The organism is Streptomyces sp. R33 (genome assembly GCF_041200175.1).
GTDB classification, from domain to species: domain Bacteria; phylum Actinomycetota; class Actinomycetes; order Streptomycetales; family Streptomycetaceae; genus Streptomyces; species Streptomyces katrae_B.
This window is the reverse complement of the sequence record NZ_CP165727.1, coordinates 7,240,546-7,267,123: the sequence shown is the minus strand read 5'-3', so window position 1 is coordinate 7,267,123 and position 26,578 is coordinate 7,240,546. Positions and strand designations below refer to the sequence as shown.

Below are 26,578 nucleotides of genomic sequence, written 5' to 3'. Positions count from 1 at the left end.
CACTCCACCGAGTGATCTTCGGGCCATTGCCCTGCGGAGCGGGCCTGACAGGGCGTAGGATCCGCCGTCATCAGGTCTCTGACCTCGGGAATCATGCACAGGGCCGAGGGCCCGGCGGCCCTTGGCGGCCGGGCCGTCGTGCGGCCGGTGTCAGGCGCTGATGACGAGGGGCGAGCGCGGGTCGGTGCGCAGCGGGGCGTGGAGGGCCACGAGGGCGTGCTCCAGGCCGTGCAGGTGCGCGAGGGCCGGTTCCGCGGCGGCGGGCCGGGGGTGGCTGGGAACGGCGGGGCCCGTCGTGGCCTGCGGAGCGGTCAGCGCCTCCACGGCCGCCTCCACCCGCCAGCAGGCCGCGGCCAGCCGGGCGTCGTGCGAGGCCTGCGGATCGGCGGCGACGGCCACCAGGCCGCGCACCTCCCGGGCGCAGTCGTCGAGCAGCCCGAGGACCTGCCGGGCCCGGGCCTTGCGGGCGCGCAGCGGGCTCAGCGGGTGGACGAGGGGCGCGAGGGCCATCCGTACGCGGCCCAGCAGCAGTTCGAGTTCGGCGGCGTGCGGGGCGGGATCGGCGTCCGGGTCCCCGGCCAGGCGGTCGAGGGAGGCCGCGGTGGAGGCCCGTACGCAGTGCAGGGCGCGCTGGATCCAGGCGTCGTTGGCGGCGTGCGTGGTCACCGGGAGGACGAGCACGACGGCGAGGGCGGCGCCCAGCGCGCCGATCGCGGTCTCCTGGAAGCGCAGGACCAGCAGCCCGGGGTGCAGGACGCCGAGGAGCCCGTACAGCAGCCCGGCCATGACGGTGACGAAGAACATCATCCAGGAGTACGAGGGGGCCGCGGTGTAGAAGATCCCGAAGACGCATACGGCGACCAGTGCGGCGGTGGGCGCGGGCGCGCCGTGCAGCGGTACGGCGATCAGCAGCCCGGCGGCGATGCCGACGACCGTGCCGAGGACGCGGCGGAACCCGCGGACGAGGGTCTCGCCCCGGGAGGCCGTGTTGACGAAGATCCACCAGGCGGTGCCGACGGCCCAGTACCAGCGGTCGTCGGAGAGCGCCTGGCCGATACCGAGGGCGAAGGCGCAGGCGGCGGTGGCCTGGAAGGCCTGCCGCGTGGTCGGCCGGGCCAGCCCGGTGCCGGGCAGGCCGGGCGGGGCGGCGGGCGGTGGGGTGCGCCGCTCGATGGGCCACAGCAGGAACCGCACCGCGCCCGCGGAGAGCAGCGCCAGTCCGACGGCGGCGTACAGCTCGGGCAGCTGGCCGGGGACGGCGTGCAGGAACTGGGTGACGAAGAACATCATGAAGCCGAAGATCCCGAGGGCGTGCCCGCGCGGCCCCCAGCGGCGGGCGTAGACCCCGGCGAACACGACCGCGAGGAAGGCGGCGTCCCGGGCGAGCGGCACCCCGTGCAGGGTGGTGGCCAGCGCCAGGACGGGGAAACCGGCGACGGGGAGCAGGGCGCTGGTCACGCGCTGGGCACGCACGGTCGGGTCGAGCACGGTGAACAGGGTGAGCAGGGCCGCGAGTCCCCCGGTGATGGAGGCGGTGAGGGAGAGGCCGCACAGCTCGGCCACGGCGACGGCGAGTCCGACGCCGAGCACGGCCCGCAGGGAGTTCCTCAGCCTCAGGCGCCCCGGATCCGGAGCCACGAACATTCTCTTCACGGCGGTGTGCCGCCCCCCTCGAGGTGGTGCGCGCCGTCCCGGCGGCCGCCCGGGGGTGGTGGACGGCAGGCGGGCACGACGAAGGCACCGCGCTCCGGACCGGCCTCGTTGCCGTCCGGCGCTGCGCGGCGCCGTAAGTACATGGATACGACACAGATAAGCATCCGAGGGCCCACTGGCTCAACTCAGCACCGGATCACTGGGCCATTGGCCCAGTGTCGAGGTCCGGATTTCGGCCACCCGCGGCCAACGGTCCAGCAGGGGCTCAGGCGGGGCGGCGGGCGTAGCAGAAGAGGTGGTCCTCGGGCTCGGCCGCCGCGGCGGCTCCGGCGGCCCCCGCGGCCTCGGCCGCGGGCCGGAACAGCGCGGTGTGGTGCTCCAGCACCTCGAGCCCGGCCGCGTCCAGCAGCCGCAGGTGCTCGGCCGTGGACAGGCTGCTGACGGTGACCTCGTGCCCCATCCACACGATGTCGAGATCGCTGATGTCGCCCGGCACGGTGGCCATCACGAAGTACCCGCCGGGCGCCACCCACGAGGCCATCCGCTCCAGCGCCGCCGCCACCTCCTGCTGGGACATCACCAGCAGCGGGAAGAAGGAGCACACCGCGTCGAAGCCGCCCTCCGCGGCCGCGTACGTCCGGACGTCGGCCTGCTCGAACCGGGCCTGCGGCACCCGGGAGCGCGCGAGGTCGACCATGTGCGCCGAGACGTCGATGCCGGTCACCGCGCAGCCCGCCCGCGCGAGGGCCTCGGCGGTCGGGCGGCCCGTGCCGCTGCCCACGTCCAGCACACGGGCGCCGGGGGCGAGCCGACCGGTGAGCCAGTCCAGTGCGGCGAGCTGGCCGGGAACCCGCCCGAACACCTCCTCGTACCGCACTCCGACCTCGTCGAACACCTCCGCCGCGGACTTGCCGCCACTCATCGGCGCCCCTCGCCCTCATCCTCGGTTCGCGCTTCCCGCCGCCCGTTCGGTCCCGGACGCCGTGGAGTTCCTGCCCGGGCGCGCGGCCGGGAAACGGCGGACTACGGGATCACACCGCCCCGTGGGGTGCCGCCGCGGCGCGGCCCGACTCGATGATCCGCAGGTCCGCCGTCAGCGAGTCGAGCCAGGCCGTCGTGGCGAAGTACACGGGCCCCGCGTCGGGCGGCGCCGCCTCGGCGGACCCGGGCGCGGCCGGCACACCGGATCCCGCGGCCCCGGGACCGCCCGGCGTGCCGGTCCCGCTCGAAGGGGTCCTGTCACGGGTCTTGTCACGGGTCTTGTGCGGGGCGTCGGCCACCGCCGCCGCCCGGCGCAGTCCGGCCGCCACGCGGGCGGCGTAGTCCCCGAGCTGCGCCGCCTCGCTGCGCGCGAGCGGCGTCCCGTCCACGCTGCCCAGGACCCTCCCGGCGCCCCAGAGCACGTGGTGCCCGGTCATCACCGTGGCCTGCCAGTCCGGACCCGGCCCGGCCGGGCGCTGCGTCTCGCTCTGGTACTGGGCGTACGCGGACTCGGCCATGACCAGCGTGATCCGGACCCGGTGCTCCGCGTCCTGCGGGGTCTGTGCGAGCCCCCGGGGCGCCGTGGCGACGGCGGTGGTGGACTCGACGTCGTCCGCGCAGGCCCGCAGCAGCCCGGCCACCGCCCGGCCGAGTTCGTCGTGGGCCCCGCGCGGCCAGGCCAGGATCCCGCACACGATCCCGATCGCGCTCCCGATGGTCACGTCGAGGAAGCGGACCTCGGCCAGCTGCCAGGTGACCGCGGACAGCTGGGCGAAGACGACGGCGACGACCAGTGTGAACAGCGCCTGCGCCCAGCCCACACCCCGCACGGGCCCGATGGTGAACGTGAACAGCATCAGCGGCGGGAGCACGATCGCGTACACCAGGGTCTCCCCACCGGTCAGGGCGAGCACCGTACCGGCGGCGAGCGCGCCCAGGCAGGTGCCGATCAGCGCGGTGCGCACGGTTCCGCGGGTCTGCACGGCAGTGGTCCGGGTGAGGCTGATGACCGCGAGCATCGCCCAGAACCCGTGCGGAAGGGAGTCGAGTCCGGCCACGGTACGGGCCACCGCGAGGGCCAGCGCGATCCGTACGGCGTTCTGGAAGTGCACCGACCGCGGCCCGGTGTGTGCGGCGATCCGGTGCCACCACAGCTGCACGGTGTTCTGCCGGACGTACCAGAACCGGTCCGCCGCGTCGCCCTGCGGGTGCGCTCCCCTCCCCTCCACGGCGATCTCCGCTGCGGTGCGCAGCACCACCGCGGCGTCTGCGACCTCCAGGAGAGCGGCCTGCCGGCGGCGGGACTCGGGCAGGTCCGCGGGGGTGCGCGAGTTCCGGGCGCGCAGGCGGAGCAGTTCCGTCGAGTCCACGACGGGCCGCCGTCCGTCGCGCAGCAGTGTGGAGGTTCCGGTCGCCGATGTGCGGACCGCGCCCAGCAGGTCGAGTCCGGCCTGTCTCGGCTCCCGTCCGGCCGGCGGTGGGGGCAGGTTGCGGAGCCGGGAGAGCAGGGTGCGCGCGGCCAGCCCGGTGTGAGCCAGGGCCCGCTCGCGCAGGCCCGGCCCGGCGGGGCGTTCCGCCTCCGGGACCCGGGAGGACCGCAGTGCCTCGGCGGCCGTCCGGGCCCGGTCGGAAGCGGAATCGGTCAGGGCGTAGGGCGGCCGTTCCAGGGCGGCGGCGCAGCGGGCCGCCTCGGCCACGGAGCCCGCGGCCCGCTCGGCGTACGTCGCCACCCGCGGGTCGGGCAGCACCCACGCCTCGGCCAGGATCAGCAGCAGCAGGCCGGTGAGGGCGCCGCCGAGCCGCTCGTCGAGGGTGTGCGGGGCGTACGGCGGGAAGCTCGGCAGGATGTACAGCAGTTGCAGCCCGGCCGCGGCGCCCGCCGGCCGGGGGCCTGCCGCCGCCGAGAAGGCCACGCAGAAGCCGATGACGGCCATGCCGAGGACGGCGCTCCAGGTCCGGACGGCGAGGAAGGTGCCGAGGGTCACCAGGACACAGGCCACCGGAAGCAGCCTGACCATCACGGCGGCCCGCTGCCGTCCCGTGCCCGGGATCCGGGAGAGGCCCGCCAGCGAGACGGCGCCGAAGAGGGCGTAGGTGGCGCTGACGGGCCGGTCGAGTCCGTACAGGAACAGGTAGAAGCCGCCGCAGGCGGCGATCGTGGTCCGGACGGCCCGGCGTGCGGCCGCCGGCACCGGGCCGGTGCCCGTCCGGAGATCCCGTTCGAGTTCCCCAAGGGCTCGCACGGTTTCAGAATCCCACGCGGACGGCCGCGGGACCTGGGGACGGGTCCTCAGGGGTGGGTGTTCCAGCCTGCGATCACCGGGAGGCCGTGTTCGGTGGACAGGACGCTGACCGTGCCGGTGCGCAGCAGGAAGAGCCTGCCGTCCTGCGGGGGCAGCCCCAGGTAGCGCGCGGTCAGGACGCGCAGGAAGTGGCCGTGGGCGACGAGGACGGCATCGCCGCGGTCCTCGGCGAGGACCGCGGCCGCCCGGGCCAGGGCGCGGTCCGCGCGGGCGCCGACCTGGGCCGCACTCTCGCCGGGGTGTTCCGGGTCGCCGGGCGGGACGCCGTCGGTCCACAGGGACCAGTGCGGCCGGGTCCGCTCGATCTCGGCCGTGGTGACGCCCTCGTAGCCGCCGTAGTCCCATTCGCACAGGTCCGGGTCGGTGACGCCGTCGCTCAGTCCGGCGAGTTCGGCCGTGGCGACGGCCCGCCGCAGCGGGCTGGTCAGCACCAACGCGAAGTGCCGGTCGCGGAAGTAGGGGGCCAGCGAGATGGCCTCCTCGACGCCGGCGGCGGTCAGGGGCACGTCGGTCCGCCCGGTGTGCCGCCCCGTGGCGCTCCATTCCGTCTCGCCGTGCCTCACCAGCAGCAGGTCGCTCATTCTCCGGACCATAAGCCCTCCGGCATGTCGGCGCCGGGGTATCCGGGCGGCATGTCACTGTCGGGCCTCATGGACGTGAGCGCGCACCCGTCGCGGCAGCGGCTTCGGAGGCCTCGGGCGGCGCTGGTTGGTGATCGGCCCGGCGATCGAGACGGGGCTGATCCTGGGGCAGGACAGCGCGCTCGGGTACGGGACGACGGTCGCCCAAATCGATGCGAAAACGCTGCGAGTGGTCCGCGCGGGGCGTGGTGGCGAGGCTCGGGCCATGGACGGAAGCGAGGAGTGCATCGCAGCGGGCTTCGCAGCGGGCGACGAGCACTGCATGGAGGCGGTCTACCGGCGCTGGCGGCCTCTGGTCCACTCGCTCGCGCACCGCTGCCTGGGCGACGAGCGGGAGGCCGAGGACGTCACCCAGCAGGTGTTCCTCGCCGCCTGGCACGGCCGGCGCCGCTACCGGCCCGGACCGGGCGGGCTCGGCGCCTGGATCACCGGCATCACCCGGCACAAGGTGGCCGACGCGCTGGAGGCGCGGACCCGGCGGGCCCGGGCGGCCGCGGCCGCCGCAGGCGCCGCCCCCGGTCGGGCCGACCGTCCCGGAAGCCTGCCGCAGCAGGAGTCGGAGCAGGTCCTGGACCGGGTCCTGGTCCTCGGAGAGCTGGCCAGGCTGCCGTTCGAACAGCAGCGGGTACTGCGCCTCGCTTTCTACGCGGACCTGACCCAGACGCAGATCGCGGACCGCACCGGGCTGCCGCTGGGCACCGTCAAGAGCCATATGCGAAGGGCCCTGCACCAGCTGCGCCGGTCGCTGCCCGCGGCGGCGCGAGCGACTCGATGACCGCGAGGCCCGAGCGCAGCCCGTACAGCCTCTCCGTGCGCGGGGCCGGCGCTTGCGTGCCCCAGCCGGGTCCGGCGAGCAACAGCGCCGGGCTGCTGCGGGCACCCCGCAGGCCCCACTCGATACCGGCCACCGACCGGGCCAGGGCCGGGTCGGCGGTCGTACGGGACTGCGCCCACAGCACGACGGCCCGCGGGCCGGTGCGCCGCACGGCGTCGTGCAGGGCGTCGGCGGGCAGGGCGGCCCCGAACATCCGGGCGGGCAGACCCCGTTGGCCGAGGACCGCGGTGAGGGCCTCGATGGGCAGGCTGTGCTGCTCGCCGGGCACGCAGGCAAGGAGTACGGGCGGGGTCCGGGGCGGCTCGGGCGCGGGCCGGATCCGGTGCAGCGCCGCGGAGACCTGCCAGGACAGCAGGTGTTCGACCTCGACGTAACGCTCCCCGGCGGTGGCCCATTTGCGGCCCACGGCGTGCAGGGTCGGCGCGATGACCTCCTCCCATGCGGTGACCGGCCCGTGCTCGGCCAGGGCCGCCTCCAGCAGTTCCGCGACGGTCGGCGCGTCCAGGCGTACGGCGGCCCGGGCGAGCCCCCGGCACTCCGGGCGGACCGCCCCGAGCGGAAGGGCGCCCGTCCCGCCGGGGGTCGGCGCGGGTGCCGCCGACTCGGCAGGGAGCTCGTCGCCGCCGCCGAGGGCTGCCCGGGCCGCCTCGGCCGGCGGGACCCCGTCAGCGGTGAGCCGGCACATCAGCTCCAGCCGGGCGATGTCCCGCGGGGTCCAGCGGCGGTGCCGGCCGGCGTCGCGGCGGGCCGGGCCGATCGCGTAGCGGCGCTCCCAGGAGCGCAGCGTGGTCGGCGAGACCCCGAGGCGGCGGGCGACCGCGCCGGTGCTCAGCGCGGCGGCGGGCCGGGGCCGGGGCTGGGGCTGCGGTGGTGTCCTGGGCACGCGGTCCACCCGCTCACGATAGGGCTCCGGGGCCGGCGTCGGGCGCTCCTGCGGCTCCGCGTCCGCGCCGGAACCGGTCGAGCCCGTCGGCGAGTTCCACGATCCGGTCGGGGTAGGCGTACCGGGCCCGCTCGGGGGCGGGCAGCCGCCAGGGTTCGTGCACCTGCGGGGCGTCCAGCCCGGCGAGCTCCGGCACCCAGCGGTGCACGTAGCGGCCGGCCGGGTCGTAACGCATCCCCTGGCGGACGGGGTTGAGGACCCGGTTGGGCCGGGTGTCGGTGCCCGTACCGGCCACCCACTGCCAGTTGAGCTGGTTGTCGGCGAGGTCCCCGTCCACGAGGAGGTCCAGGAAGTACCGGGCCCCGATCCGCCAGTCCACGTACAGGGTCTTGGTGAGGAAGCTGGCGGTGAGCAGCCGGCCCCGGTTGTGCATCCAGCCCTCGTGGCGCAGCTGGCGCATGGCCGCGTCGACCACCGGGTAGCCGGTGCGGCCCTCCTTCCAGGCCTCGGTCTCCTCCTCGGCGGCCGCCCCGGTGCGCCAGTGGTCCCGGCGGTCGCGGTAGTCCCGTACGGCGGTCTCGGGGCGGGCCGCGAGCACCTGGTGGTGGAAGTCGCGCCAGCAGATCTGCCGGACGAAGGCCTCGGCGCCGGGGCCACCGGCGCCGGCGCGGGCCCGGTGGACGGCCTCGGTGGGCGAGAGGGTGCCGAAGTGGAGGTGCGGGGAGAGCCGGGAGGTGGCGTCGCCGGCCAGGTCGTCGTGGGCGTCCGCGTAGCGGGAGAGCCCCGCGCGCAGCCAGCGCCTGAGGAGGTCGCGGGCCTCGCGCTCGCCCCCACGGGCAAGGCCCGGGGAGACGCCGGTGACGGCCCCGCGCCGGGGCAGCGGGTCGGAGCCGATGCCGTCGGGCACCCGGACGGAGCGCGGGGCGGGGGCGACGGCGCGGGGCGGCAGGTCGCTCCAGCGGCGGAAGTACGGGGTGAAGACGGCGAAGTGGTCCGAGCCGGCGGGGAGCACGGCCCCGGGGGCGACGGCCGTGATGACCGCCTCGTGCACGTAGAGCCGTACGCCCTCGGCTTCGAGGGCGGCGCGCAGCCGTTCCTCGCGGGCCTGGGCGTACCCGCTGACCCCTGCGGCCATGTGGACCTCGTCGGCGTCGCACTCGTGGACGAGGGCGCACACCTCGGCGACCGCGTCGCCGGAACGCAGCACCAGGCGGCCGCCGCGCTCGCGCAGTCCGGCGTCGAGGCCGGCCAGGCAGTCGGCGAGGAAGGCGAGCCGGTTGGGCGCGGCGAAGCCGGCCGCGTCGACGGCCCGGTCGCGGACGAAGAGCGGCACCACCCGGTCGCAGGAGGAGAGGGCCGCGCGCAGCGGCGGATGGTCGTGCAGGCGCAGGTCGGAGGTGTACAGGACCACCGCGACGTTCATGGGTTCGCTCGCTCCGCATCGGGGCCGGGGGGACGTTCGTCGTCCTTTCCTTCGCCCGTCGGGGCTCCGCCGGATGCGGCGGCCTCGTCGTCCAGGCGGCGCGCGGTGCGGGTGATGTTGCGGGCCATGCCGCCGAACACGAGGGCGTGGAAGGGCGACACGCTCCACCAGTAGAGGTGTCCGAGCAGCCCGTGGGGATGGAACAGCGCCCGCTGCCGGTACGTGGCCCCCCGCCCCGGCACGGCGTCGGCTCCCGGTTCCGCAGCCGGCGGGTCCGCGCGGAGCTCCAGCCAGGCGAGGCCCGGCAACCGCATTTCGGCGCGCAGGCGCAGCAGGCGGCCCGGTTCGATCTCCTCCACCCGCCAGAAGTCCAGGGAGTCCCCCACGCGCAGCCGGGCCGCGTCACGGCGGCCGCGCCGGATCCCGACCCCGCCGACGAGCCGGTCCAGCCAGCCCCGTACCGCCCAGGCCGGCGGGAAGGAGTACCAGCCGTTCTCCCCTCCGATGCCCTCCATCACCCGCCACAGCGCGGCGGGCGAGGCATCGACCGCGCGCTCGCGCTCGTCGGTGTAGAGGCTGCCGCCCGCCCAGTCGGGATCGGTGGGCAGGGGGTCGCTGGGGGCGCCCGGCACCCCCGCGGAGGACCAGCGGGTGGTCACGTTCGCCTCGCGCACGCGCTGGAGGGCCAGGGACACGGCCTGGTCGAGGCCGATCGGGGCGCCGGGCGGATCGGGGACGTACCGCGCGATGTCGTGTTCGGCGCACACCACCTCGTGGCGCAGGGATTCGGCGAGCGGCCGGGCCAGTGCGGGCGGGACGGGGGTGACCAGGCCGATCCACTGGCTGGACAGCCTCGGCGTCAGCATCGGGACGCGCAGGATGAACCGCGGCGGCAGCTGCGCCACGGCGGCGTAGCGGCGCATCATCTCCTCGTACGTGACCACGTCGGGGCCGCCGATGTCGAAGGCGCGGTTCACCTCGGGCGGCATCTCGGCGCTGCCGACGAGGTAGCGCAGGACGTCGCGGACGGCGACGGGCTGGACGCGGGTGCCGACCCAGCTGGGCGTGACCATGACCGGCAGCCGTTCGGTCAGGTAGCGCAGCATTTCGAAGGAGGCCGAGCCGGAGCCGATGATGACGGCGGCGCGCAGGACGGTGACCGGCACGCCGGAGGCGAGGAGGATCTCGCCGACCTCGGCGCGGGAGCGCAGGTGCGGGGACAGCTCGCGGACCGGGATCCCGGCGGGGGTGAGCCCGCCCAGGTAGACGATGCGGCGGACGCCGGCCGCGCGGGCCTGTTCGGCGAAGACGCGGGCGGCGGCGCGGTCTCGGTCCTCGAATCCGGATCCGGCGCCGAGGGCGTGGACGAGGTAATAGGCGACGTCGATGCCGCGCAGGGCCGCCGCGACGGATCCGGCGTCGGTGGCATCGCCGCGGACGACCTCCGTGCGCCCGGCCCAGGGGTGGTCGCGCAGCTTCTCGGGGGAGCGGGCCAGGCACCGGACGCGGTGCCCGGCATCGAGCAGCTCGGGCACCAGGCGGCCGCCGATGTAGCCGGTGGCACCGGTGACCAGGCAGTGCAGACCGGTGGTGGTCGTCATCGCTGTCTCCTCCTCGACGTGTGCCCGTACGGGATTCCGGCGGACCGCTGCCTGCGGATGCACCGGTCGGCCGGAAGGGCACTGCACTGGGCCATTGGTACAGTCGCGGCATGGCAGTGGACGAGCTCGACACCCGGATCCTGCGCCTGCTGATCGAGCAGCCGCGCACCAGCGTCCGCGAGTACGCCCGGCTCCTCGGGGTCGCGCGCGGCACCCTGCAGGCCCGGCTGGACCGGCTGGAGCGCACCGGGGTGATCACCGGGACCGGTCCCGTGCTCTCCCCCGCGGCGCTCGGGCATCCCGTGCTGGCCTTCGTGCACATCGAGGTCACGCAGGGGCACCTGGACGAGGTCGGCGAAGCGCTGGCCGCCGTACCCGAGATCATCGAGGCCTTTTCGATCACCGGCGGCGGGGACCTGCTGACCCGGGTGGCGGCCCGGGACAACGCGCACCTGGAGGACGTGATCCAGCGGCTGATCCGGCTCCCGGGCGTGGTCCGCACCCGTACGGAGGTGGCGCTGCGCGAGCGCGTGGCGCACCGGCTGCTGCCGCTGGTGGAGTCCGTGGGACGGGCGGCGCGCAAACCCTGACAGGATGGCCGGGGCAGGTACACGACCGGCAGGACGGGCAGAGCGGATGATTTCCGTCATATTCGATCTCGACGGCACCCTCGTGGACAGCGAGCCGAACTACTACGAGTCCGGGCGGCGCACCCTGGCCCGGCACGGCGTCCCCGATTTCACCTGGGAGCAGCACTCCCGCTTCATCGGCATCGGCACCCTGGAGACGCTGGAGATCCTCAGGGACCGGTACGGGATCCAGGCCCCGGTGGAACAGCTGCTGGCCGAACAGAACGCCGCTTATCTGGAGCTGGCCCGGACCGGGACCGAGGTCTTCCCCGAGATGCGGAAGTTCGTGGAGCGGCTGTCCGCGGAGGGCGTCCCGATGGCGGTGGCCTCCGGGTCCTCGCGCGAGGCGATCGACGCCGTGCTGGCCGGGACGGGCCTGGACGCGCTGCTGAGCACCGCGGTCTCCGCCGAGGAGGTGGCGCACGGAAAGCCCGCCCCCGACGCGTTCCTCGAGGCGGCCCGCCGCCTCGGCGCGGACCCGGCCGACTGCGTGGTCCTCGAGGACGCGGCGCCCGGCGCCCAGGCGGCCCACGCGGCCGGCATGGACTGCGTGGCCATCCCGTACGTGACCGCCACGGCCGACGACCCGGCCTTCGCGACGGCCGGCCTGCTCTTCCGCTCCGGTCAGGCGGAGTTCCTCGCGGACACGGCCTACACCTGGCTCTCGTCCCGCCGGCCCGCGGCCTGGGGGGTGTCCTGACCGGCAGGGAAGATGCCTCCGCACCCGTGAGTTGGTAGAACCGTGAACGAAATCATGCGGGGTGCGGCGGACGTCGACGTGGTGGTCGTGGGTGCCGGGCAGGCAGGGCTGTCCAGCGCGTACCACCTGGCGCGGGCCGGGATCGACCACGTGGTGCTGGACCATGCACCGCGGCCCGGCGGCGCCTGGCAGTTCCGCTGGCCCTCGCTGACGTACGGCAAGGTGCACGGGATGCACGCCCTGCCCGGCATGGAGCTCACGGACGCCGACCCGCTGCGGCCGTCCTCGGCCGTGATCGCGGAGTACTTCGGCGCGTACGAGGACCGGTTCGGGCTGCGCGTGCGGCGGCCCGTGGACGTCACGGCCGTACGGGACGGCGCCGACGGGCAGCTGCGCGTGGAGTCCTCGGCCGGGACCTGGTCGGCGCGGGCCCTGATCAACGCGACGGGAACCTGGGACCGCCCCTTCTGGCCTCGCTACCCGGGCCAGGAGACGTTCCGGGGCCGCCAGCTGCACACCGCGGACTACCCGGGGCCGCAGGAGTTCGCCGGGGCCCGGGTGGTCGTGGTGGGCGGCGGCACCTCGGCGGTGCAGCACCTGCTGGAGATCGCCGAGGTCGCGGCGGAGACCACCTGGGTGACCCGGCGGCCCCCGGTGTTCCGCGACGGGAGCTTCGGCGAGGCCGAGGGACGGGCCGCGGTGGCCATGGTCGACGAGCGGGTACGCCAGGGGCTGCCCCCGCAGAGCGTGGTCAGCGTGACGGGACTCCCGCTGAACGAGGCCGTCCGGGCCGGGCTGGCCTCGGGGGTGCTGGACCGGCGGCCCGTGTTCGAGCGGATCACGGCGACGGGCGTCGCCTGGGCGGACGGGCGGCACGTGGAGGCAGATGTGATCCTGTGGGCCACCGGGTTCCGGGCCGCCATCGACCACCTGGCGCCTTTGCACCTGCGCGAGCCCGGCGGCGGCATCCGGGTCGAGGGCACCCGCGCGGTCCGCGACGAGCGGATCCACCTGGTCGGCTACGGCCCGTCGGCATCGACGATCGGCGCCAACCGCGCCGGCGGCGCCGCGGTCCGTGAGATCCGCCGCCTGCTGGCCCGGGGCGCCGACGGCACCGAAGGCGCCCGCGAACCGGTCGCCGTCGGCTCCGTCTAGTCGGCCTGGTCGGCGCGGGAGCCCGCCTGGGCCCGCCCGGCGCCCTCGGTGCTGCCGGCACCGGCGCCGGCTGCGGCCCGGATCCGGTTGAACTCCGCGACGTGCTTCTTGTGCTCCTCGTACGTCGCCGAGAAGCGGGTGTCCCCCGGTTTGACGGTGACGAAGAACAGCCAGTCGCCGGGTGTCGGCGCGACGGCCGCTGTCATGGCCTCCAGGCCCGGGCTGTCGATCGGCGTCGGCGGGAGCCCTTGGCGCTCGTAGGTGTTGAAGGGGCTGTCGATCCGGGTCTCGCTCAGGGTGGTGTCCACCGTGCTGCGGCCCAGCGCGTAGTTGATGGTGGAGTCCATCTGGAGCGGCATGGACCGTGCCAGCCGGTTGTGCACCACCCGGGCGACCTTGCCCTGGTCGGCGCGGGTTTCGGCTTCCGCCTCGATGATGCTGGCGAGGGTGGCCGTCTGATACGGGGTCATCCCGTGCGCCTTGGCGCCGTCGGCGACGGCTGTGGTCGCGAGCTTCCGATGGGCCGTCTGCACCATGTACGCGAGCAGGGTGGCCGGCGTGGACTTCGAGGTCACCGGGTACGTCGCCGGGAACAGGAAGCCCTCCGGATTGCCCTTCGCCTCTGCGGGCAGGGCCAGTCCGGCCGTGGCGACCGCCGCCTTGGCGGAGCCTGCCGGGAGCTTCAGCTCGCGGTCGATCGCGGCGTACACCTGGGGTGCCCGCCAGCCCTCGGGAATGGTCAACTGGCGTGGCTTCTCGGGGGCTTCCCCGCTCCGCAGCAGCGGAATGAGGGCGGCCGCACCGAGGGCGAGCAGCATGCCGAGGAGGAGCGCCAGACGGCCCCGGCGGGTGAGCCGAGATCGACGCCGTGGCGGCTGGTACTCATGACGCATGCGGGCACGCTAACGCGCGAAGCGTCACATGTCGGGCATCACGCCCGCACATACGTCATACGATCACACGTTTACCGGTGCGGGCTGCGCGGCCCCCTCGGCCGACCCTGCCGACTCCCCCACCGTGGCCGCCTTGGCAGCCTTGGCAGCCGGCGCTTCCCGGACCACTCGGGCCGCTGCCGTCTCCGGGGTGAGCGCGGCTTCCCGGTCGCGGCGGACCAGGGCCGCGTACCGGCCGTCCGCTTCCAGCAGCTCCTCGTGCGTACCGCGCTCGGCGATACGGCCCTTGTCCAGGACGACGATCTGGTCGGCGTCGCGGACGGTGGAGAGCCGGTGGGCGATCGTGATCGTGGTGCGCCCCTGGGACAGGTTGTCGATGGCCCGCTGCACGGCATGCTCGGTGCGGGTGTCGAGAGCACTGGTGGCCTCGTCGAGGATCAGTACCGGGGGATCGCGCAGGATGGTGCGGGCGATGGCGAGGCGCTGCTTCTCGCCTCCGGAGAAGCGGTAGCCGCGCTCGCCGACCAGGGTGTCGTACCCGTCCGGCAGGGACTCGATGTGGTCGTGGATCTGGGCCGCGCGGGCCGCCTCGGCGATCTCCTCGTCGGTGGCGTCCGGCTTGGCGAAGCGCAGGTTGTCGGCGACCGAGGCGTGGAAGAGGTACGTCTCCTGGGAGACCACGCCGATGGAGCGGGCCAGCGAGTCGAAGTCGAGGTCGCGTACGTCCACCCCGTCCAGGGCGACCCGGCCGCCGGTCACGTCGTAGAGCCGGGGCACGAGGTAGCTCAGGGTGCTCTTGCCGGAGCCGGTCGGCCCGACCACGGCGAGCGAGCCGCCGGCCGGGACGGTGATGTCGATCCCCGTCAGCGTGGGCCCGTGCTTGGCGTCGTACGCGAAGTGCACGTCCTCCAGACGGACCTCGCCCCGGGCCCGGTCCAGGCGCACCGCGTCCGCGCGCTCGGTGATGTCCACCGGCAGGTCGAGGTATTCGAAGATCCGCGCGAAGAGGGCGAGCGAGGTCTGGATCTGCACACCGGTGGACAGCAGGCTCACGGCGGGCCGGAACAGGCCCTGCTGGAGCGTGACGAAGGCGACGAGGGTGCCGACGGAGAGCGAGGGGGCGCCCGACTGCAGGGCTATGCCGGCGGCCCAGTAGATGAGGGCAGGCATGGCGGCCATGACGATGCCGATGGTGGACATCCGCCAGCGCCCGGCCATGCTGGAGCGCACCTCGAGGCCGACGAGCTTCTCGGACTCGTCGGAGAAGGACCGGGTCAGCGAGTCGGCGCGGCCCATCGTGCGGCCGAGCAGAATGCCGCTCACCGACAGGGACTCGGTGACCGTGGCGGCCATTGCGGCCATCTGCTTCTGCCGCTGGAGCGTGATCCTCTTGCGCTCGCGGCCGACCCGCCGGCTGATCCACACGAACACCGGCAGCAGGAGCAGCGAGACGAGGGTGAGCCGCCAGTCGAGCGCGAGCATCGCGACGACGGAGGCGATCACGGCCGTCAGGTTGGAGACGAGCGAGGTCGCGGTGGAGGTGACGGTGGCCTGCATGCCGCCGATGTCGTTGGCTATGCGGGACTGCACCTCGCCGGTCCGGGTCCGGGTGAAGAAGGCCAGCGGCATCCGCTGGAGCTGGGCGTACACGGCGGTCCGCAGGTCGTGCATGACGCGCTGGCCGACGGTGGTGGAGATCAGCGTCTGGAGCACGCCGAACACGCTGGTGACGACTGCGGTGAGGATCATGCCGAGCGCGAGCAGGCTGAGCAGCCCGGTACGCCCCTCGGGGATGGCGACGTCCAGGATCTCCTTCAGCAGGAACGGCGAGGCCACTGCGACCAGCGAGGAGGCGCAGACGAGCAGCCCCACGACGGCGAGGCGGCCGCGGTAGGGGCGGAACAGGCCCACGATCCGGCGCAGCTCACGCGGCTGCTCCGCGGGGGCGGGGCGGTTGGGGTCGAGGGCTTCTTTCGATGGGGTCCACTTCGGTTCTTCGGGGCGCATGGGCCTCCTTCTGACGAGACTCGCATGAGCATAGCTCATTGTTACCTATACTCACAATGAATCTGGTCCTGGTACTGTTTCCCAGTATGAGCACCGCTTCCGAAACCGACAGCACAGACGGCGTCCTCGCCGAACAGCTGCTGCGGCTGACCCGCCGGCTGCACCGGATCCAGAAGCGCCACCTGGAGCCGCTCGGCATCACCCCCGCCCAGAGCCGGCTGCTGCGCCTCGTCTCGCACTACGACGGCGCCGAGCCGCCCCGGATGGCGGACCTCGCCGCCCGCCTGGAAGTCGTGCCCCGCGCCGTGACCACGCTGGTGGACGGCCTGGAGGCCGCCGAATGCGTGCGCCGCGCGCCCGACCCGGCGAACCGGCGCGTCATAAGGATCGAGCTCACCGACACGGGCCGCGCCACGCTGCGCCGGCTGCGCAACGCGCGAACCGACGCGGCAGAGGAGATCCTGGCTCCGTTGACCGCCGGGCAGCGCGAGGTGCTCGGCGGCCTGCTGAACGCTCTCACGGACGCCCCGATGGAGCGCAGCTGCTGAGAAGGCCGCCCCCGAGCCCGGGAACGGGTCCCCGGGACTAGGCCGAACGAGTAGGCAAGGGGTCGCGCATGCCGCTGCTGGAACCGAGGCCCGGGGCCCTGCGCCCGCGCAGCATCAGCGGCCCCGCCCCGGACCGGGTCCCGGAGCACCTGGCCGCCGGCACCCCGGAGCCGCTGCGCACCGAGCTGACGGAGCTGCTGGGCGCCGGGAAGGTGCTGTGGAAGGTCTCCGACCTGGTCCGCTACGCCTCCGACGCCTCGCCGTACCGGTTCGTACCGCAGGTGGTGGTGATCGCCGAGGACATCGACGACGTCTCCGCGGTCCTCTCGTACGCCCACGGCCGCGGGCGCGAGATCGTCTTCCGCGCCGCCGGGACCTCGCTGAACGGGCAGGCCCAGGGCGAGGACATCCTGGTCGACGTACGCCGCCACTGGGCCGGCATCGAGGTGCTGCAGGACGGCCGCCGGGCCCGGATCCGGCCCGGCACCACCGTGGCGCGGGCCAACGTCGCGCTCGCCCGGCACGGCCGCGTCCTCGGCCCGGACCCGGCGAGCGCCGTCGCCTGCACGCTCGGCGGAGTCGTCGCCAACAACGCGTCCGGCATGACGGCGGGCACCACGCGGAACTCGTACCGCACGCTCTCCTCCCTCACCTTCGTACTGCCCGGCGGCACCGTCGTGGACACGGCCGATGCGCTGGCCGACGAGGAGCTGGCGCGCGCGGAGCCGGCGCTGTGCCGAGGGCTGATGGAGATCAAGCAGGAGATCGAGGCCGATCCGGAGCTCGTCGCCCGGATCCGGGCCAAGTACGAGATCAAGAACACCACCGGCTACCGCCTCGACGCGTACCTGGACGGGACCACGCCCGTCGAGATCCTGCGCGGGCTGATGGTCGGCTCGGAGGGCACGCTCGGCTTCATCGCCGAGGTCGTCTTCGACACCGTGGCGCTGGACCGCGAGCTCACCAGCGCCCTGCTGTTCTTCCCCTCGCTGCCCGCGGCGGCCGCCGCCGTACCGCTGTTCAACGAGGCGGGCGCCCTCGCGGTCGAGGTGATGGACGGCAACACGCTGCGCGCCTCGGTCAGCGTCGAAGGCGTCCCTGCCGACTGGTCCGGCCTGCCGAAGGACACCACCGCCCTGCTGGTCGAGTTCCGCGCTCCGGACGAGGCGGGGCGTGCGGAGTACGAGCGCCGCGCCGCCGGGGTGCTCGCCGGGCTGGACCTGGTCGCTCCCGTGGCCTCGGTCACCAATGCGTTCACCCGTGACGCGAAGACGATCAACGGGTACTGGAAGGCCCGCAAGGCCTTCGTCACGGCGGTCGGCGGGGCCCGAGCGCCCGGCACCACCCTGATCACCGAGGACTTCGCGGTGCCGCCCTCCCGGCTGGCCGAGGCCTGCGAGGCGCTCCTCGCGCTCCAGGCGGAGCACGGTTTCGACGCGGCCGTCGCCGGCCACGCGGCCCACGGCAACCTGCACTTCCTGCTCGCGTTCGACGCCGCGAAGCCCGCCGACGTCGAGCGGTACGGGGCCTTCATGGAGGCGTTCTGCCGGCTGACGGTGGAGCGGTTCGACGGCTCGCTGAAGGCCGAGCACTCCACCGGCCGCAACATGGCCCCCTTCCTGGAACTGGAGTGGGGGTCCCGGGCCACCGAGCTGATGTGGCGGACCAAGCGGGTCGTCGATCCGGACGGACTGCTGGCCCCGCGCATCCTCCTGGACCGCGACCCGACGGCCCATCTGCGCGGGCTGAAGACGATTCCGCAGGTGGAGGCGGTGGCCGACCCGTGCATCGAGTGCGGTTTCTGCGAACCGACCTGCCCCAGCGAGGACCTGACGACCACGCCCCGCCAACGGATCGTGCTGCGCCGGGAGATGATGCGCCAGCAGCCGGGCTCCCGCGTGCTGGACGGGCTGCTCGAGGTCTACGGCTACGACGCCGTGGACAGCTGCGCAGGCGACTCCACCTGCAAGCTGGCCTGCCCCGTCGGCATCGACACGGGCGCCCTGATGCGGGACTTCCGCCACCGGCGGCACAGCCCGCGCGAGGAGCGCGCCGCCGCACTCGCCGCGACGCGGTTCAAGGCCGTGGAGGGCGCCGCCCGGCTGGCCGTTGCCGCCGCCGACAAGCTGGTCGACCGGCTGGCCGACGGGGTCGGGAACCGGCTGCTGGAGGCGGTGACCGGGGCCGCGCGCAAGGCCGTACGCCCCGACCTGGTTCCGCAGTGGCTGCCGCAGATCCCCGGCGCGGCGGCACGGAAGCTGCCCGGAACCCGGCGGGTGGGCGCTGCGGCCGTGTACTACCCCGCCTGCGTGAACCGGATCTTCGGCGGCCCGGAGGGCCGGCCGAGCCCCTCCCTGCCCGAGGCCTTGGTGGCGGTGTCGGAGCGGGCCGGGAAGCCGGTGTGGATCCCGGGCGACGTCGCGGGCACCTGCTGCGCGACGATCTGGCACTCCAAGGGCTACGAAGCCGGGAACCGGGTGATGGCCAACCGGATCGTGGAGGCCGCCTGGGGCTGGACCGCCGGCGGCCGGCTGCCGCTGGTGGTCGACGCCTCCTCGTGCACGCTGGGCATCGCGCACGAGGTGGTCCCGTTCCTGACGGACGACAACCGGGCGCTGCACGCGGAGCTGACGGTCGTCGACTCGGTCGTGTGGGCGGCGGACGAGCTGCTCCCGCATCTGGAGATCCGGCGCACGGTGGGCTCGGCCGTGCTCCACCCGACCTGTTCGATGCGGCACTTGGGCGACGAGGCGCAGCTGCGGGCGGTCGCCGAGGCGTGCGCGACGGAGGTGGTGGTACCGGACGATGCGGGCTGCTGTGCCTTCGCGGGCGACCGGGGCATGCTGCACCCGGAGCTGACGGCCTCGGCGACGGAGCGCGAGGCGGCGGAGGTGACCTCGCGCGCGTACGACGCACATCTGTCGGCGAGCCGGATGTGCGAGGTGGGCATGGACCGGGCCACCGGCCGCAGCTACTGCTCGGCGTTGCTGGAACTGGAGCGGGCCACCCGTCCTTGACGGGGCGACACTCGGCCGGGCGGGCGGCACGGGTGCCGCACGACCTGCCGCGTAAGGCCTTGGCCAACGCTAAATCGATTGCCCGGAACCGGTCCGGAAGGCGAACCTTGCACGGTTTGAACCCCTCGACCGTCATGAGGCGTCATGCAGATCAGCGATCTTCCGTATCCGGACCCCGGGGTACCCGATGCTCGCTCCGGCCCGCGCTTCCTGGTGTGGCTGGGGCGAGGCCAACTCGGGGGGCAGGCCAAGAGCCTGTGCTGGGGCCTCGTGCACTTCTGCGGCATCGCCGGGCTGCCGTACGCGGTGGGCCTGGGCGTCGACGCGGTCGTACGGCGCGACGGCGCCGGGCTGCTGCTGGTCGGCGCGCTGCTGGTGCTGATCGGCGTCGCCATCTCGGTCGGCGACGCGATGCTCCACCGGACCGCCGTCACCAACTGGATCACCGCCGCCGCGCGCGTGCAGCAGCTGCTCGCCCGCAAGACGGCCGAGCTGGGCTCCGCCCTGACCCGGCGCGTCGCGGCGGGCGAAGTCGTCGCCGTCTCCACGGGCGACGTGGAGAAGATCGGCTGGTTCGTCGAGGCGGTCTCCCGCTTCCTCGCCGCCGCCTTCTCCGTCATCGCCATCTGCGTCGGGCTGCTGTTCTACGCACCGTCGATCGGCGTGGTCGTCGCGATCGGCGTCCCGGTGCTCGCCCTGTCCGTGCTGCCGCTGCTGCCGCGCGCCACCCAACGCGCCGACATCCAGCGGGAGAAGGCCGGGAAGGCGACCGAACTGGCCTCCGACACCGTGGCGGGCCTGCGGGTGCTGCGCGGCATCGGCGGCGAGGAGCTGTTCCTCGGCCGCTACCGCGAGGCCTCGCAGGAGGTCCGCAAGGCGGCCGTGCGCAGCGCCCGGATGTGGGCGCTGATCTCCGCGATCCAGGTGCTGCTGCCGGGCGCGCTGCTGATCACCGTGGTCTGGTACGGCTCCGCGCTCGTACTGGACGGCCGGCTGGCGGTCGGCGAACTCGTGGCCGCCTTCAGTGCGGTGGCGACGATGCTCTACCCGCTGCGGCACTTCGAGGAGATCGCCATGGCGTACTCCTTCTCCCGGCCCTCGGCCCAGCGGGCCGCCCGGGTGCTCTCTCTGACGCGTACGGACGCCCCGGAGCCAGCGGCTGCGGACGCCGGGACTGCGCAGGCTCCGGCCGCGGGCGGGGACCTGTACGACCCCGCGACCGGTCTGCTGGTCCCGGCGGGCCGGTTCACCGCCGTGGTGTGCGGGGACCCGGACCTGGCGGGCCGCCTGGCCGAGCGCCTCGGCGGCCATCCGGCGGACGACGGGCCGGCCGCCGACCGGGGCTCGGTGCTGCTGGGCGGGGTCGCGCTGGACGAGCTCGCGCTGGACACCGCGCGCACGCTGGTCCTCGTACAGGACAAGGACCCGGTGCTGCTGTCCGGAACCCTGCGCGAGCTGTTCGCCGTACCGGCGTCCGGAGCGGTCGAGCCCGGGGCGGCGCTGGCCGCCGCCCAGTGCGGGGACGTCCTGGACGCCCTGCTGCAGTCGGCGCCGGACGGGGTGGACGACCCGATGGACGCGCGGATCACCGAGCGCGGCCGGTCCCTGTCCGGCGGGCAGCGCCAGCGGCTCGCGCTGGCGCGGTCCCTGGCCACCGACCCGGAGGTGCTGGTCCTGGACGAGCCGACCTCGGCAGTCGACTCGCACACCGAGGCGCGGATCGCGGACGGTATCGCCGCCCTGCGCGCCGGGCGCACGACGGTGGTACTGGCCTCCTCTCCGCTGCTCCTGGACCGCGCCGACCGGGTGGTCCTGATCCACGAGGGCGCGGTCGCGGCGACCGGTACGCACCGCGAACTGCTGCACGGCGAACCGCTCTACCGGGCTGTCGTCACCCGCGAGACGGACGAGGAGCAGCAGGTGGCCCGGATGGAACTGACCCGGCTGGAAGAAGCACTCACAGAGATCGAGGAATCCGCATGATCGGCCTGGCGCCGCCGCAATACGATCCGGCGGCCCCCGAATCGGCCGCCACCCTGCCGGTGGGCACGACGGCGACCGTACGGGGCTATGTGCGCGGCCTGTTCCGGCGGCACCGGCGGGCCTTCCTGGTGCTGGTGACGGTCAACGCGGTCGCGGTGATCGCCTCCATGGTCGGCCCGTACCTGCTGGGCCGGGTCGTGGACCAGCTGGCGGCGGGGGCGCGCGAGCTCCATCTGGGGCGCGTGGCCCTGCTGTTCGCGCTGGCCCTCGTGGTCCAGACGTTCTTCGTCCGGCTGGTCCGGCTGCGCGGCGCGATGCTCGGCGAGGAGATGCTGGCCGATCTGCGCGAGGACTTCCTGGTGCGGTCAGTGGGCCTGCCGCCGGGCGTGCTGGAGCGGGCCGGCACCGGTGACCTGCTGTCGCGGATCACCACCGACATCGACCGGCTGGCCAACGCGATGCGCGAGGCCGTGCCGCAGCTGGCGATCGGCGTGGTCTGGGTGGGGCTGCTCTTCGGGGCGCTCACGGTGACCGCGCCGCCGCTGGCCCTGGCCGCGCTGGTGGCGCTGCCGGTGCTGGTGACCGGCTGCCGCTGGTACTTCAAGCGGGCGCCCTCGGCGTACCGGTCGGAGGCGGCCGGGTACGCGGCGGTCGCGGCCGCGCTCACCGAGACGGTGGACGCGGGCCGCACGGTCGAGGCACACCGCCTCGGGCCGGCCCGGATCGCGCTGTCGGAGCGGCGGATCAAGGAGTGGACGGCGTGGGAGCGGTACACGCTGTTCCTGCGGACGGTCCTCTTCCCCGTCATCAACGTCACCTTCGTAACGATCCTCGGCTCCGTGCTGATGATCGGCGGCTACTGCGTGCTGCAGGGCTGGATGTCGGTGGGGCAGCTGACCACGGGCGCGCTGCTGGCCCAGATGATGGTCGACCCGATCGGCCTGATCCTGCGCTGGTACGACGAACTGCAGGTCGCCCAGGTCTCCCTCGCCCGCCTGGTGGGCGTACGGGAGATCGAGCCGGACGCGGGCGACGCGGCCGTCTCGCCGGCGGGGCGGGACGTCCGGGCCGACGGGGTGCGCTTCGGCTACCGGGAGGGCGTGGACGTACTCCACGACGTGTCCATGTCCGTGCCGCCGGGCACCCGGATGGCGCTGGTCGGCCCTTCGGGGGCGGGCAAGTCCACGCTGGGCCGGCTGCTGGCGGGCATCTACGCGCCGAGGACCGGCGAGGTGACCCTCGGCGGGGCGCAGCTGTCGCGGATGCCCGCGGAGCGCGTGCGCGAGCAGGTGGCGCTGGTCAACCAGGAGCACCACGTGTTCGTGGGCTCGCTGCGGGACAACCTCCGGCTGGCGCGCACCGGGGCGGCCGATGCCGAGCTGTGGGCGGCGCTGGACGCGGTGGACGCGGACGACTGGGCCAGGGCGCTGGAGACCGGTCTGGACACGGAGGTGGGTTCGGGCGGTGCGGCGCTGACCCCGGCGCAGGCGCAGCAGATCGCGCTGGCCCGGCTGGTGCTGGCGGACCCGCACACGCTGGTCCTGGACGAGGCCACCTCACTGCTCGACCCGAGGGCCGCCCGGCATCTGGAGCGTTCGCTGGCCCGGGTGCTGGACGGCCGTACGGTCATCGCCATCGCCCACCGGCTGCACACGGCGCACGACGCGGATGTGATCGCGGTGGTCGAGGGCGGCCGGATCAGCGAACTGGGCTCGCACGACGAGCTGGTCGCGGCGGACGGCGCCTACGCGGCCCTGTGGCGCTCCTGGCACGGCTGACCGGCCCGCACGGCCTGTCGTACGAGGCCCCGCATCCCCCGCTGCTGCGCGGGGCATGCGGGGCCCTTGCCGACATCCTCTAGATGAAGCCGAGGGCGGAGGCTCCCCCTATGCCGCCGAGCAGCATGAACACGGGCATGAGGACCTTGAGCTCCACCCAGCTGCCGGCCCGGAAGCGCATCCCCTTGGGCGGGCCGATGGGGTACCAGCGCTTCCCGGCGATCGGGAGGGGCCACAGGATGGGGCAGCCGGAGACGGTCAGGGCGTCGCCGATGTCGTGGACCAGGGCGCCGAGCAGGATCGGCAGGCCGAGCCAGAGGTATTCCTGGCCGGGGCCGGTGAACAACCATCCGGCGCCGTTGCCGGGCTGGTCTAGGACGCCGGCCAGGATCCAGGCGCTGGTGGCGCCCAGCAGCCAGACGAGTACGTCGCTGGACATCCGCGCGGCCCGCCACAGCAAGCCCTCGACGGCCAGGACCAGGTGGACGAACAGCAGGACGAGCACGCCCCAGCGGTCGGCGGTGGCCGCCAGCGCGGAGGATCCGGCGCCGATCAGGACGGCCCAGAGCCAGGTGTGCGTCAGGGTGCGGTGCCCGCCGGTGCGGCGGGCGTCCTTCGGGGCGCGGGTCGCCTTGTAGACGGCGTAGGAGATCTTGTCGACCACCTCGCACAGGCCCCGGGACAGCGGGCCGAAGGCGCGCGAGATCGTCGCCGACTTGTGGTCCAGGTCGGGGGCGAGGGCCGCGCCGGCGCAGATGAGCGCCCCCACGACGAGAACAGGCCAGGGCATCGGGTGCCCGGCGGCCGCGGCGGCCGCTCCCACCCCCAGCCAGGCTGCCGCCCCGGACAGTGAGTGCGCCGGACCCATCATGGTCGTTTCCCGCCCCAGTCGTGTGGTGGTCGGGCCCTGTTGACGGTTTCGTTCGGGCCCGGTCAACGGCACAGCGTACCGGCGGTGATCTTCGCCGTATCGGCCGGTTCCCTCTTCCGGCAGGAAGCCAGGCAAGATGGGGGGTGTGACCCTCATTGATCAGCTCCCGCCGAACGCCGACCCCGACGCCCTCTTCGAGGCTTTCTCCTCGTGGGCGGAGGATCAGGGCATCACCCTGTACCCGGCGCAGGAGGAGGCGCTGATCGAGGTCGTCTCCGGGGCGAACGTGATCTTGTCCACCCCGACCGGCTCGGGCAAGAGCCTCGTCGCGGCCGGAGCGCACTTCACCGCCCTCGCCCAGGACAAGGTGACCTTCTACACCGCCCCGATCAAGGCGCTGGTGTCGGAGAAGTTCTTCGACCTGTGCAAGCTCTTCGGCACCGAGAACGTCGGCATGCTGACCGGCGACGCCTCCGTGAACGCGGACGCCCCGGTGATCTGCTGCACCGCCGAGGTGCTGGCCTCCATCGCCCTGCGCGACGGCAAGTACGCCGACATCGGCCAGGTCGTCATGGACGAGTTCCACTTCTATGCAGAGCCGGACCGCGGATGGGCCTGGCAGATCCCGCTGCTGGAGCTCCCGCAGGCGCAGTTCATCCTGATGTCGGCGACGCTCGGTGACGTGAAGCGGTTCGAGGAGGACCTGACCCGGCGCACCGGCCGGCCGACGTCCGTGGTCCGCTCCGCGAGCCGGCCCGTCCCGCTGTCGTACGAGTACGTCACCACCCCGATCACCGACACGATCACCGAGCTGCTGGAGACCCGGCAGGCCCCGGTGTACATCGTGCACTTCACGCAGGCCCAGGCTGTCGAGCGGGCGCAGTCGCTGATGAGCATCAACATGTGCACCCGCGAGGAGAAGGACAAGATCGCCGACCTGATCGGCAACTTCCGCTTCACCACCAAGTTCGGGCAGAACCTCTCCCGCTACGTCCGGCACGGCATCGGCGTCCACCACGCCGGCATGCTGCCCAAGTACCGGCGCCTGGTCGAGAAGCTGGCCCAGGCCGGCCTGCTGAAGGTGATCTGCGGTACCGACACCCTCGGCGTCGGCGTCAACGTCCCCATCCGCACGGTGCTGTTCACCGCGCTCACCAAGTACGACGGCAACCGGGTCCGCACCCTGCGCGCCCGCGAGTTCCACCAGATCGCCGGGCGCGCGGGCCGGGCCGGCTTCGACACTGCGGGCTATGTGGTCGCCCAGGCGCCCGAGCACGTCATCGAGAACGAGAAGGCCCTCGCGAAGGCGGGCGACGACCCGAAGAAGCGCCGCAAGGTGGTGCGCAAGAAGGCTCCCGAGGGCTTCGTCGCCTGGTCGGACACGACCTTCGAGAAGCTCATCGCCGCCGACCCGGAGCCGCTCACCTCGCGCTTCAAGGTCACCAACATCATGCTGCTGTCGGTCATCGCCCGTCCGGGCGATGCCTTCCAGGCGATGCGCCACCTCCTCGAGGACAACCACGAACCGCGCAAGGCCCAGCTGCGGCACATCCGCCGGGCCATCGCGATCTACCGCTCGCTGCTGGACGGCGGCGTGGTCGAGAAGCTCGACACCCCGGATGCGGAGGGCCGTACCATCCGCCTCACCGTCGACCTCCAGCAGGACTTCGCGCTCAACCAGCCGCTGTCCACCTTCGCCCTGGCCTCGTTCGACCTGCTGGACCCCGAGTCCCCCTCCTACGCGCTGGACATGGTCTCCGTCGTCGAGTCCACGCTGGACGACCCGCGCCAGATCCTCGCCGCCCAGCAGAACAAGGAACGCGGCATCGCCGTGGGCGCGATGAAGGCCGACGGGATCGAGTACGAGGAGCGGATGGAGCGTCTCCAGGACGTCACCTATCCCAAGCCGCTCGAAGAGCTCCTCTTCCACGCCTACGATGTGTACCGCAAGAGCCACCCGTGGGTCGGCGACCACCCGGTCTCCCCGAAGTCGATCATCCGCGACATGTACGAGCGCGCGATGACCTTCACCGAGTTCACCTCCTTCTACGAACTCGCCCGCACCGAGGGCATCGTGCTGCGCTACCTGGCGAGCGCGTACAAGGCGCTGGACCACACCATCCCCGACGACCTCAAGTCCGAGGACCTCCAGGACCTCATCGCCTGGCTGGGCGAGCTCGTCCGCCAGGTCGACTCCAGCCTGCTCGACGAGTGGGAGCAGCTGGCGAACCCGGAGGTGGAGACGGCGGAGCAGGCCCAGGAGAAGGCCGACCAGGTCAAGCCGGTCACCGCGAACGCGCGCGCCTTCCGCGTCCTGGTCCGCAACGCCATGTTCCGCCGCGTGGAGCTCGCCGCGCTGGACCACGTCGACCAGCTGGGTGAGCTGGACGGCGAGGCCGGCTGGGACGCGGAGGCCTGGGGCGAGGCCATGGACGCGTACTGGGACGAGTACGACGACCTGGGCACCGGTCCCGACGCCCGCGGCCCGAAGCTGCTCCAGATCGAGGAGGACCCGGCGCACGGCCTGTGGCGCGTCCGCCAGACCTTCGCGGACCCGAACGGGGACCATGGCTGGGGCATCAGCGCCGAGGTCGACCTCGCGGCCTCCGACGAGGAAGGCCGTGCGATCATCCGGCTGACCTCGGTCGGTGAGCTCGGCGCGCTCTGACCTTCCCCC

General features: G+C 73.7%; 19 protein-coding genes. 9 read left to right on the top strand and 10 right to left on the bottom strand.

The genetic code is table 11. The features are described from left to right. Positions 1-150 precede the first annotated feature (150 nt). The 4 genes from AB5J51_RS33390 to AB5J51_RS33375 form a co-directional block, all read right to left on the bottom strand. A complete protein-coding gene (locus AB5J51_RS33390; RefSeq protein WP_136222664.1) occupies positions 151-1,644 on the bottom strand; it encodes an FUSC family protein in 1,494 nt (497 codons plus the stop codon). A 274-nt stretch (positions 1,645-1,918) separates the two neighbouring features. Continuing rightward, positions 1,919-2,575, bottom strand: a complete 657-nt coding sequence (locus tag AB5J51_RS33385; protein WP_369779326.1) for a class I SAM-dependent methyltransferase — start codon at positions 2,573-2,575, stop codon at positions 1,919-1,921. Positions 2,576-2,684: 109 nt separating this feature from the next. After that, a complete protein-coding gene (locus tag AB5J51_RS33380) occupies positions 2,685-4,877 on the bottom strand; it encodes an FUSC family protein (protein ID WP_369779325.1) in 2,193 nt (730 codons plus the stop codon). A 47-nt stretch (positions 4,878-4,924) separates the two neighbouring features. After that, positions 4,925-5,518, bottom strand: coding sequence for a histidine phosphatase family protein (locus AB5J51_RS33375; protein ID WP_136222305.1), 594 nt, complete (start codon positions 5,516-5,518; stop codon positions 4,925-4,927). Between the two features lie 265 nt (positions 5,519-5,783). Between AB5J51_RS33375 and AB5J51_RS33370 the strand changes: the two genes are divergently transcribed. Next, positions 5,784-6,353 (top strand): RNA polymerase sigma factor, encoded by a 570-nt coding sequence (locus AB5J51_RS33370; RefSeq protein ID WP_369779324.1) that lies wholly within the window; start codon positions 5,784-5,786, stop codon positions 6,351-6,353. On the opposite strand, the gene AB5J51_RS33365 is transcribed toward AB5J51_RS33370, so the two are convergent. Genes AB5J51_RS33365 through AB5J51_RS33355 form a run of 3 tightly spaced genes read right to left on the bottom strand, consistent with a single transcriptional unit; the run spans position 6,280 to position 10,320 of the window. Further along, complete coding sequence (locus tag AB5J51_RS33365) at positions 6,280-7,305, bottom strand: MerR family transcriptional regulator (protein ID WP_369779323.1); 1,026 nt, start codon at positions 7,303-7,305, stop codon at positions 6,280-6,282. The genes AB5J51_RS33370 and AB5J51_RS33365 overlap by 74 nt on opposite strands. 4 nt (positions 7,306-7,309) lie before the next feature. Further along, positions 7,310-8,719 carry a deoxyribodipyrimidine photo-lyase gene (locus AB5J51_RS33360; RefSeq protein ID WP_369779322.1) on the bottom strand — a complete coding sequence of 470 codons (1,410 nt, stop codon included), beginning with the start codon at positions 8,717-8,719 and terminating at the stop codon, positions 7,310-7,312. Then, on the bottom strand, positions 8,716-10,320 hold the full coding sequence (locus AB5J51_RS33355) for an SDR family oxidoreductase (RefSeq protein WP_369779321.1): 1,605 nt from the start codon (positions 10,318-10,320) through the stop codon (positions 8,716-8,718). Before AB5J51_RS33355 ends, AB5J51_RS33360 begins: the two co-directional genes overlap by 4 nt. Positions 10,321-10,430: 110 nt before the next feature. Between AB5J51_RS33355 and AB5J51_RS33350 the strand changes: the two genes are divergently transcribed. From AB5J51_RS33350 to AB5J51_RS33340, 3 genes are read left to right on the top strand one after another with little or no spacing between them, the layout of a single operon-like run. Beyond that, complete coding sequence (locus AB5J51_RS33350) at positions 10,431-10,910, top strand: Lrp/AsnC family transcriptional regulator (protein ID WP_030296745.1); 480 nt, start codon at positions 10,431-10,433, stop codon at positions 10,908-10,910. A 46-nt stretch (positions 10,911-10,956) separates the two neighbouring features. Then, positions 10,957-11,649, top strand: a complete 693-nt coding sequence (locus tag AB5J51_RS33345; protein WP_369779320.1) for an HAD family hydrolase — start codon at positions 10,957-10,959, stop codon at positions 11,647-11,649. A gap of 54 nt (positions 11,650-11,703) precedes the next feature. Beyond that, entirely contained in the window at positions 11,704-12,804 is a 1,101-nt protein-coding gene (locus AB5J51_RS33340; protein WP_369780351.1) for an FAD-dependent oxidoreductase, read from the top strand. Here AB5J51_RS33340 and mltG read toward each other — a convergent pair. Together mltG and AB5J51_RS33330 are read right to left on the bottom strand one after the other, a co-directional pair. Next, the gene (gene mltG, locus AB5J51_RS33335) at positions 12,801-13,697 is read right to left on the bottom strand and encodes an endolytic transglycosylase MltG (RefSeq protein ID WP_136222314.1); all 897 of its coding nucleotides are present in this window, start codon (positions 13,695-13,697) and stop codon (positions 12,801-12,803) included. The genes AB5J51_RS33340 and mltG overlap by 4 nt on opposite strands. A gap of 63 nt (positions 13,698-13,760) precedes the next feature. Continuing rightward, complete coding sequence (locus tag AB5J51_RS33330; protein WP_240805115.1) at positions 13,761-15,704, bottom strand: ABC transporter ATP-binding protein; 1,944 nt, start codon at positions 15,702-15,704, stop codon at positions 13,761-13,763. 86 nt (positions 15,705-15,790) lie between these two features. On the opposite strand from AB5J51_RS33330, the gene AB5J51_RS33325 reads away from it, so the two are divergent. The 4 genes from AB5J51_RS33325 (at position 15,791) to AB5J51_RS33310 (ending at position 23,030) form a co-directional block, all read left to right on the top strand. Next, positions 15,791-16,252: a MarR family winged helix-turn-helix transcriptional regulator gene (locus AB5J51_RS33325; RefSeq protein ID WP_133898765.1), complete on the top strand. Its 462-nt coding sequence runs from the start codon at positions 15,791-15,793 to the stop codon at positions 16,250-16,252. A gap of 68 nt (positions 16,253-16,320) precedes the next feature. Then, on the top strand, positions 16,321-19,269 hold the full coding sequence (locus tag AB5J51_RS33320) for an FAD-binding and (Fe-S)-binding domain-containing protein (protein ID WP_369779319.1): 2,949 nt from the start codon (positions 16,321-16,323) through the stop codon (positions 19,267-19,269). Between the two features lie 144 nt (positions 19,270-19,413). After that, a complete protein-coding gene (locus AB5J51_RS33315; RefSeq protein ID WP_369779318.1) occupies positions 19,414-21,252 on the top strand; it encodes an ABC transporter ATP-binding protein in 1,839 nt (612 codons plus the stop codon). Continuing rightward, complete coding sequence (locus AB5J51_RS33310) at positions 21,249-23,030, top strand: ABC transporter ATP-binding protein (RefSeq protein WP_369779317.1); 1,782 nt, start codon at positions 21,249-21,251, stop codon at positions 23,028-23,030. Before AB5J51_RS33315 ends, AB5J51_RS33310 begins: the two co-directional genes overlap by 4 nt. A gap of 79 nt (positions 23,031-23,109) precedes the next feature. On the opposite strand, the gene AB5J51_RS33305 is transcribed toward AB5J51_RS33310, so the two are convergent. After that, positions 23,110-23,901, bottom strand: a complete 792-nt coding sequence (locus AB5J51_RS33305) for a metal-dependent hydrolase (RefSeq protein ID WP_053790774.1) — start codon at positions 23,899-23,901, stop codon at positions 23,110-23,112. Positions 23,902-24,046: 145 nt separating this feature from the next. Between AB5J51_RS33305 and AB5J51_RS33300 the strand changes: the two genes are divergently transcribed. Next, positions 24,047-26,569 (top strand): RNA helicase, encoded by a 2,523-nt coding sequence (locus AB5J51_RS33300; protein WP_136222322.1) that lies wholly within the window; start codon positions 24,047-24,049, stop codon positions 26,567-26,569. Positions 26,570-26,578: the final 9 nt, after the last annotated feature.